Here is a 6,482-nt window from a genome sequence, read left to right on the forward strand (position 1 = left end):
TAGTCCGTTGAGAATACAGTGAATCACATTTTATGTGCCATATGTACATAGAGAATGTGGTGCTGCCACTCGATCGAAGGAGCTCACGCCATGACTAGCTACCCCGCCGACGCCACTGCGCTGATCACGGGCGGTGCCAGCGGAATCGGGGCAGCCTGCGCGACACGATTGAGGGACTCGGGGGTACGGGTAATTACTGCCGATATTTTCGGCGGTGACGAATTCCTCGATGTGTCCGACGCACGCGCGGTGGATGACCTGCGAAGCAAGATCGGACAAGTGGACATCTTGATCAACAGTGCAGGTGTCGTGGGGCCGTCGGCCCCTCTCGTCGATGTGGAACTGGACGAGTGGCGTCGGACATTCCGAATCAATGTCGACGGCACCTTCCTGATGTGCAAGGCGTTCGTTCCGGCCATGGTGGACAACGGATGGGGCCGGATCGTCAACCTCGCCAGCATCGCAGCCAAGGACGGGAACCCGCTCCAAAGCGCCTACTCCGCGTCGAAGGCCGCTGTGATCGCACTGACGAAATCCTTGGGCAAGGAGATAGCCACCACCGGCGTGCTCGCCAATGTGGTTGCGCCTGCGGCGGTATCGAGTCCGATGAACGCGGGCACCGACCCAGCGATTCTCGCGCGGTCGCAAAGCCTGACCCCTATGGCTCGCATGGGACTACCCGCGGAGATTGCCGAACTCGTTGCGTGGTTAGCATCCGAGGAACTCAGCTTCTCGACCGGCGCTGTCTTCGACATCAGCGGTGGACGTGCGTCCTACTGACGGTACGAAGGGTCTGCCGGCCAAATCCATCCTCGCTGCGAGCATGCCTGGGATCGATGTTCACGCAAAGGTTGGTCGAAAAGTAACTACCTCTCGACCACTCGGGATTCGGTAGGCAGCCTGAGCTCCGCCTGCCGTTTCTCTTCCCATTCCCGTGGCGAATCAGCTCCCCGGTTTGGCATCCCCGACGCCGATCGAAGTCAGATATCCCGAACGGAGGAGCTGATCCGCTGGGGTGGCCGACGAATGAGACATCGTGAGTTGATGAGCGATCTCGCGTACCTCGCCACTTTGCTTACTGGACTGGAGGCTGAGATTGCGCGAGTCTCTGCTGCCGAATCGGGCTCCGATGAGCAGTCGTCTGCCGTCGATGACGCGGTCGATGCGGTTTTGCGGTTGCGCTCGAAGGTCAAGGCTGGTTACCCCGGCAAAAAGGCTTATATCTCTCAGCGGCACTAGGTCTCGCCGAAAAGTAGATCACAGCAGCGCACAGATCCGGACTGCCGAACGTGAATTTCGGGGACGCGACCTGGGCCTGCGTCAGCCGGACTTGTCAGTGGGAGCGACCGGGGCAATCTCGGCGGCGAATTCCGTAGCCATAGCGCGGGAGAGTGCCTGCGCTGCCGACAGTGGACGCACCATCACCGTGAAGGTGTCGATCAGGCCATCGGAATCGAGGTGGAGGATGTCGCAACCGTGGACGGTGACGTCGTCGATGCGGGCCTCGAAGAACATGACGTGATCGCGGCCGCCGACGTCGTCGACGGTTCTGACGTAGTGGAAGTCGCGGAACACGCGAGTGACGGCGCGCAGTATCGCCGCGGTCGTCTGCTTGCCGTGGTACGGCTTGAAGGCGACCGGGGAGCTGAAGAGGACGTCGTCAGCAAGGGTGGAGGCCATGGCGTCGTGGTCGTTCGCCTCGACGGCTTCTCGGAACAGCTGCACGCGTCATCTCCTGAGTGAGGCCAGGACCTGGACGGCCCACGATCCGGATGTTACCCAACCACGCTGACGTCGCAACGCTTTCTCGGCTACGAATCCGGAACGTCCCTGAGGAACAAGGGCGTCACCGCCCTGTTGCCGAACAGCCAGCGGCCGTCTTCGTCTCTGACGTAGGTGTCGGAGTAGTCGGCCACGAGCACCGGATCGAGTCGAAGGGGAGGCGCACCCTGCTCGGCGTGCAAGGTCAGCACGCTGATTCCCGTGATGGCATCGTCGTTGGCTGACAATCGAAGTCCGGTGAACAGATGTCGCGACGTTCGGGGGCCGCGAGCCCGACGGTCGTCGTAGAAGTGTTTGATGTCCTCTCGCCCGCTGATTACCCAACCGGCCATGTCGTACGTGCCGTCTTCGGTGAAGAGGTTCTCGACCCCCACGCCGTCGTTGTGGTCTACGCGCCAAGCGAATTCGGCGACCAAGTCGTGAATGGCGGAACGATGCTCCAGAGTGATGGGCATTGCTGTCAACTTTCTGTTCGAGCGTGTTCGGGGGAGCGCGGACTCCATGGCACCGGCCATCACCCCGCGGGTGCGAGGTTCAACCGATTTCACTGTGCTACATACTGATTCGCGCCTCGAAAGGCGCGGTACCGCGGGGTGGCACTCAGGGATTGCTCGATCTGCAGATCGAGTTGTCCAGACGACCGAGAGTATCGATTTCGACCGACACGGTACCGCCGAACTGTGACAGATCGATCGATCTGATGGTCGGGAACCGATCCGGTCGGCTGGGCCGAGCCGCCGTGCCGAAGTGCACGATGTCTCCGGGCAGGAGTGTCATGGACTGGGACAGGTGCGCCACTACTGTCTCGATGGAGAAGGTCAAGTTCGCGGTCGAATCTTCGAGAACCAGTTCGTCGTCGAGGTATCCGCGAACACCGAGCGCATTGGGGTCGGGTACCGAGTCCGCCAGAGTGATCCATGGTCCGATGGGCGCGAATGTATCGGCACCTTTCGAGCGAGCGTGATACGTGAGGTAGAGCGACGTGTCCTGTGGTCCACGCATGGTGCGCCACGGTTCGTTCACATCGAAGCCCTCGGGCATGACGAGTTCGACGCTGTCGTCCGCTTTCAAGCCAGGAGACGTGACATCGTTGATGATGGTGTACCCGAATATCGCGTCCAGCACCTTCTCGGGTCCCACGTTCTTCATCTCGGTACCGATCACTGCTGCGAGTTCGGGCTCAGGATGTACCAGCCCCCATGCAGGATCGATGCAAATCGCGCCGCGGTGCCCGGTCATGGCCGTCGACGGGCTCAGAAAGTACATCGGGGCGTTCATCTTTCGCGACGCGAGATAGTTGAACACGTCGTTGTTCAGGGCCACGCCGACGATCTTCGATGGGGTGAGTATCGGTGGTCGCCAGGTGATCTCGTCGATGCTCACCACTGCCTCGGGTGTGGCGTGGCGTACTCGATCCAGGAGATGCCCTTGGCTGGTCGGGTCCAACTCGATGAGCTCGCGCATGGTCAATTTTGGTTGTCTCGCAACGAACCCGACATCGACGAGATGGCCATCGGTGTTCTGGGACAGCACAGTATCGCGGTCGCCGATGCGACCGGTAGCGAGCTTCATGTTGGGAAACCTCCGTTGGTCACGGTGAGCAGAGCTGCCGTTGCGAGAACAATCATCGCGGTGCCGAACAGCAGGACGTTCAAGTCGAGGCCGTACCTACGTCGACCGATCGGTATCGCCAACTGCGGGTAGCCGTTCGGATCCGCGAGTCGGCCGTCGTAGAGCGGCATCGCGAGGGCGGAGACGAAGAATCCCAAGAGGACGACGAATGTGAGGGACATGGCCGTCACGAGGCGTAGTTCGATGGATCCGAGCGGTACCCAGACCAGCACCAGCGCAACAACTCCCACCCCGATGTGAGTGAATACCTGCCACACCACATGGAATCGGGCATGGCCGCCCCACAGGGGGTTGGTGGCGTGGGTGCTGTTGAGGTCGGCCGCTGCGGCTACGGCGGCGTACGCGAGAATGCTGATGGTCACAAGCGATTGGATCGCAAACAGCATGACTCACCTCCAGAAATAGTAATCGAGCGATCGATGCGGTATCCGGGCGCGTGGGCTCTCACTTCTCACCGCTCAGCGGCACCAGTCGAAGCGGGAGTTCCTCCCAGCGGTAGATGACGTTGTTGGACGCTCTCTTGCCAGGTCCGCGACGTTCGATGGACTCGACGTGGTCGAGCAACGCCTCGAGGATCGAACTGGTCTCCAACCGGCCGAGACCTTGTCCGGCGCAGGAATGTACGCCGTAGCCGAAGCCCACGTGACCTACCAGATCCCTCGAGATGTCGAATGCGTCGGCGTCGTCCCAGACTCGGTCGTCGCGGTTGGCAGAGGCGAAGAGCATGAGAAGTCGTGAGCCGGCGGCCAGGTTCGTGCCCGCGACGACCGTGTCGTTGTTCACGCGACGCTGGAACGCTCTCAGGGGAGACGCGAGTCGGACGACCTCGTTGATTGCCTTGGGCATGAGCGATCGGTCGTTGCGCAGTGCGTTCCACTGATCAGGATTGTCGGCGAACAACTGCAGTGCGGCGGCAATGATGCTCGCTGTCGTGTCGATCGACGGTGCCAACAGGTCGATCAGCAGGGACGCGCACTCGGACTTGGAAAGAGTGCCGTCGTCTACCGCTGCCAGGAGTTCCTCTCCGGCACTATCGGGTGCGAAATCCCGACGGCGAACGACTTTTCCGACGAACATGCGCATAGCGATGACACGGGGCAGCGACTTGAAAAAGAGGCGGTTCGTGGGTCCGGCGAAGTCGAATCCTGCAATGCCCCAGTCCAACAGCTTCGCGCGCCCGTACTCGGGCCACCCGATCAAGTTGGGAACGACCGTCAGCGGCAGGGCGAGAGTCAGGTCCGCCACGCCGTCGATATCGCCACGGGACACGGCGGTCTGCACAAGCCCCTGTGCCAGCTCGGCGACTTCGGCCCGCAAGGGCCGCAAAGCTTTCGGAGTCAGTCGGCTGGTTACGAGCTTTCGGCGAGCAGCGTGCACATCGGCGTCGCTGACGAGAGCGGTCTTGCTTCCGAAGAAGCGCGCCAACTTGTTGAGTGCGATCGCATCTCCGGACCGGAACGTCGAATCGTCGGCCAGGACGTCATGAACCTCGGAATACCTGGAGACGGCGTACATGTCATGTTTCGAAAGCCACACGACCGGCCCGAGTTCCCGCAGTGCGCGGTAGTGGGTATAGGGATCGGCGATGGCATGCGCCGAGTACAGATCCATGTCGTAAGTCGGAACCGAATTCGACGACGATGAACGGTATCGCTCACGGCGAGTGGCTGGGTCCGCGTCAGCAGGCTCGGTTCGAGGGCAAGTGGGGTGTTCGTACATAGCTACTTCCTGGTTCCTTCCCTCGCTGTGAATGTGCGGTTTCACGTCACGCGCCACCGACGGCACCGATGATCGCGACCAGCGTGTCGATCAGAGAGTCGCGACTGACTCCGGTGTCTTCCGTCAGCCACCACGAGAGGGTGCCGGTGAGCATCGCGAACTCTGCCCGAACGGTGACCCGTTGGTCAGGATCGACCGTGCTCGTGGTCGATGTTCGAGCGGCGACGAGTTCGAGTCGTCGCTGTTCCAGCAGGGCGTCGAACGGGTCGGCACCCGCGAGTAGCGAGGATGCGCGCATCGCGCCGACGAACAGATCGCGGTTCTGCTCGGCACACGACACGATGGCGTCGACGGCTCGACGATCTGTGGCCGACAACGACGAATCATCCTGTCTGACTTCCCATAGCGCTCGCGCAAGCTCTTCCACTGCCTGGCCGACGACGGCTGCTACCAGAGCGTCTCTGTCGTCGAAATGAAGGTAGAAAGTTCCGTTGGCAACACCCGCGTCTCGTGCGACGGAGGCTGTCTTGACACCGTCCAAGCCTCCCTGAGCCAATGCGCGACCACCCGCTTGAATGAGGCGGGCGTGAGTATCCCGCCGCATGCGTGCATGTGCGGACCCCTCTTTGGAAGACGTTTCTCTCATTCGCTGAGACTACTCTCAGTGAATTGCGTACGTCAACGCTCTATCTGCCAGGAAAGTGGACTTCTCAGGAGGCTTCGGACATCCGACGCCGATCGGAGGCCGGAATTCAGAGCCGAGGGGCCGATTCGATCACGAAGCCGAGATTCGAGGCATCAGTTGTGTCGTCACCGACCAATGCGCGTCGCATCCAGCCGTACACCCTCTCGTCGTTGAGCAAGGTGAAGTGATGTGCGCTGTTGATCGCCAAACCGTCGTCCGGACGAAGTCCTATGTCGCGGAGCTTGTTTCGACCACCGGCGCTGTCGGTGCGGACCAGGCCGTCGCCCACGAAGATCCCGACCGGATGTCGAGGGTTTCCGGTGACGACCGCGGAGGCGTGATGATGCCGAACCCCCTCCGGGACCGTGATGTCCGCGGCCGTTCCGACGTCGAATCCATCGGCGTAGCTGGCATGTCCCTCTGTTTCGGTGATCGATCCGTGGACCAGGTCGCGGATTCCGGCGCTTCGGCGCGCCAACAGGTGTGCGAACGGCCGGGTTTCGGGCGCGAGTGCCAGCGCCGCCACAGCGACATGGACGCCGTGCGCGAGCGGTGCACCCAGATGCGGCGTCCCGAGTGTGAATACGTCCGTCAACAGGTCCACCCACCGGCGGCCGCTCTCGGCGGCGTGATGAGCGGCGCTGCGTGAGACCAAGCCGCCCAT

The 6,482-nt window shown here is 61.7% G+C and carries 8 protein-coding genes and 1 pseudogene; 2 read left to right on the plus strand and 7 right to left on the minus strand.

The window, feature by feature from the left end; genetic code table 11:
- Positions 1-90: 90 nt before the first annotated feature.
- Both ABZ677_RS05340 and ABZ677_RS05345 read left to right on the plus strand, forming a co-directional pair.
- Positions 91-780 (plus strand): SDR family NAD(P)-dependent oxidoreductase, encoded by a 690-nt coding sequence (locus ABZ677_RS05340; protein WP_094632869.1) that lies wholly within the window; start codon positions 91-93, stop codon positions 778-780.
- A gap of 264 nt (positions 781-1,044) precedes the next feature.
- Positions 1,045-1,239: a hypothetical protein gene (locus ABZ677_RS05345; protein ID WP_358367180.1), complete on the plus strand. Its 195-nt coding sequence runs from the start codon at positions 1,045-1,047 to the stop codon at positions 1,237-1,239.
- An 81-nt stretch (positions 1,240-1,320) separates the two neighbouring features.
- Here the strand turns inward: ABZ677_RS05345 and ABZ677_RS05350 are convergent, their stop codons facing one another.
- The 7 genes and pseudogenes from ABZ677_RS05350 to ABZ677_RS05380 all read right to left on the minus strand — a co-directional run.
- On the minus strand, positions 1,321-1,725 hold the full coding sequence (locus ABZ677_RS05350) for a nuclear transport factor 2 family protein (protein ID WP_358367183.1): 405 nt from the start codon (positions 1,723-1,725) through the stop codon (positions 1,321-1,323).
- Between the two features lie 86 nt (positions 1,726-1,811).
- Positions 1,812-2,237 (minus strand): nuclear transport factor 2 family protein, encoded by a 426-nt coding sequence (locus ABZ677_RS05355; RefSeq protein ID WP_358367186.1) that lies wholly within the window; start codon positions 2,235-2,237, stop codon positions 1,812-1,814.
- A gap of 145 nt (positions 2,238-2,382) precedes the next feature.
- Positions 2,383-3,354 (minus strand): fumarylacetoacetate hydrolase family protein, encoded by a 972-nt coding sequence (locus tag ABZ677_RS05360; RefSeq protein WP_358367189.1) that lies wholly within the window; start codon positions 3,352-3,354, stop codon positions 2,383-2,385.
- Positions 3,351-3,776 carry a hypothetical protein gene (locus ABZ677_RS05365; protein ID WP_358367192.1) on the minus strand — a complete coding sequence of 142 codons (426 nt, stop codon included), beginning with the start codon at positions 3,774-3,776 and terminating at the stop codon, positions 3,351-3,353. Before ABZ677_RS05365 ends, ABZ677_RS05360 begins: the two co-directional genes overlap by 4 nt.
- Positions 3,777-3,858: 82 nt before the next feature.
- On the minus strand, positions 3,859-5,025 hold the full coding sequence (locus ABZ677_RS05370) for a cytochrome P450 (RefSeq protein WP_358367195.1): 1,167 nt from the start codon (positions 5,023-5,025) through the stop codon (positions 3,859-3,861).
- Positions 5,026-5,179: 154 nt separating this feature from the next.
- Positions 5,180-5,779, minus strand: coding sequence for a TetR/AcrR family transcriptional regulator (locus ABZ677_RS05375; protein WP_358367197.1), 600 nt, complete (start codon positions 5,777-5,779; stop codon positions 5,180-5,182).
- 106 nt (positions 5,780-5,885) lie between these two features.
- Positions 5,886-6,482: pseudogene (locus tag ABZ677_RS05380) on the minus strand (alpha/beta hydrolase); the annotation flags it as partial.

Source organism: Rhodococcus sp. NPDC006774, from assembly GCF_040636045.1.
In the GTDB taxonomy this organism is placed as follows: Bacteria; Actinomycetota; Actinomycetes; order Mycobacteriales; family Mycobacteriaceae; genus Rhodococcoides.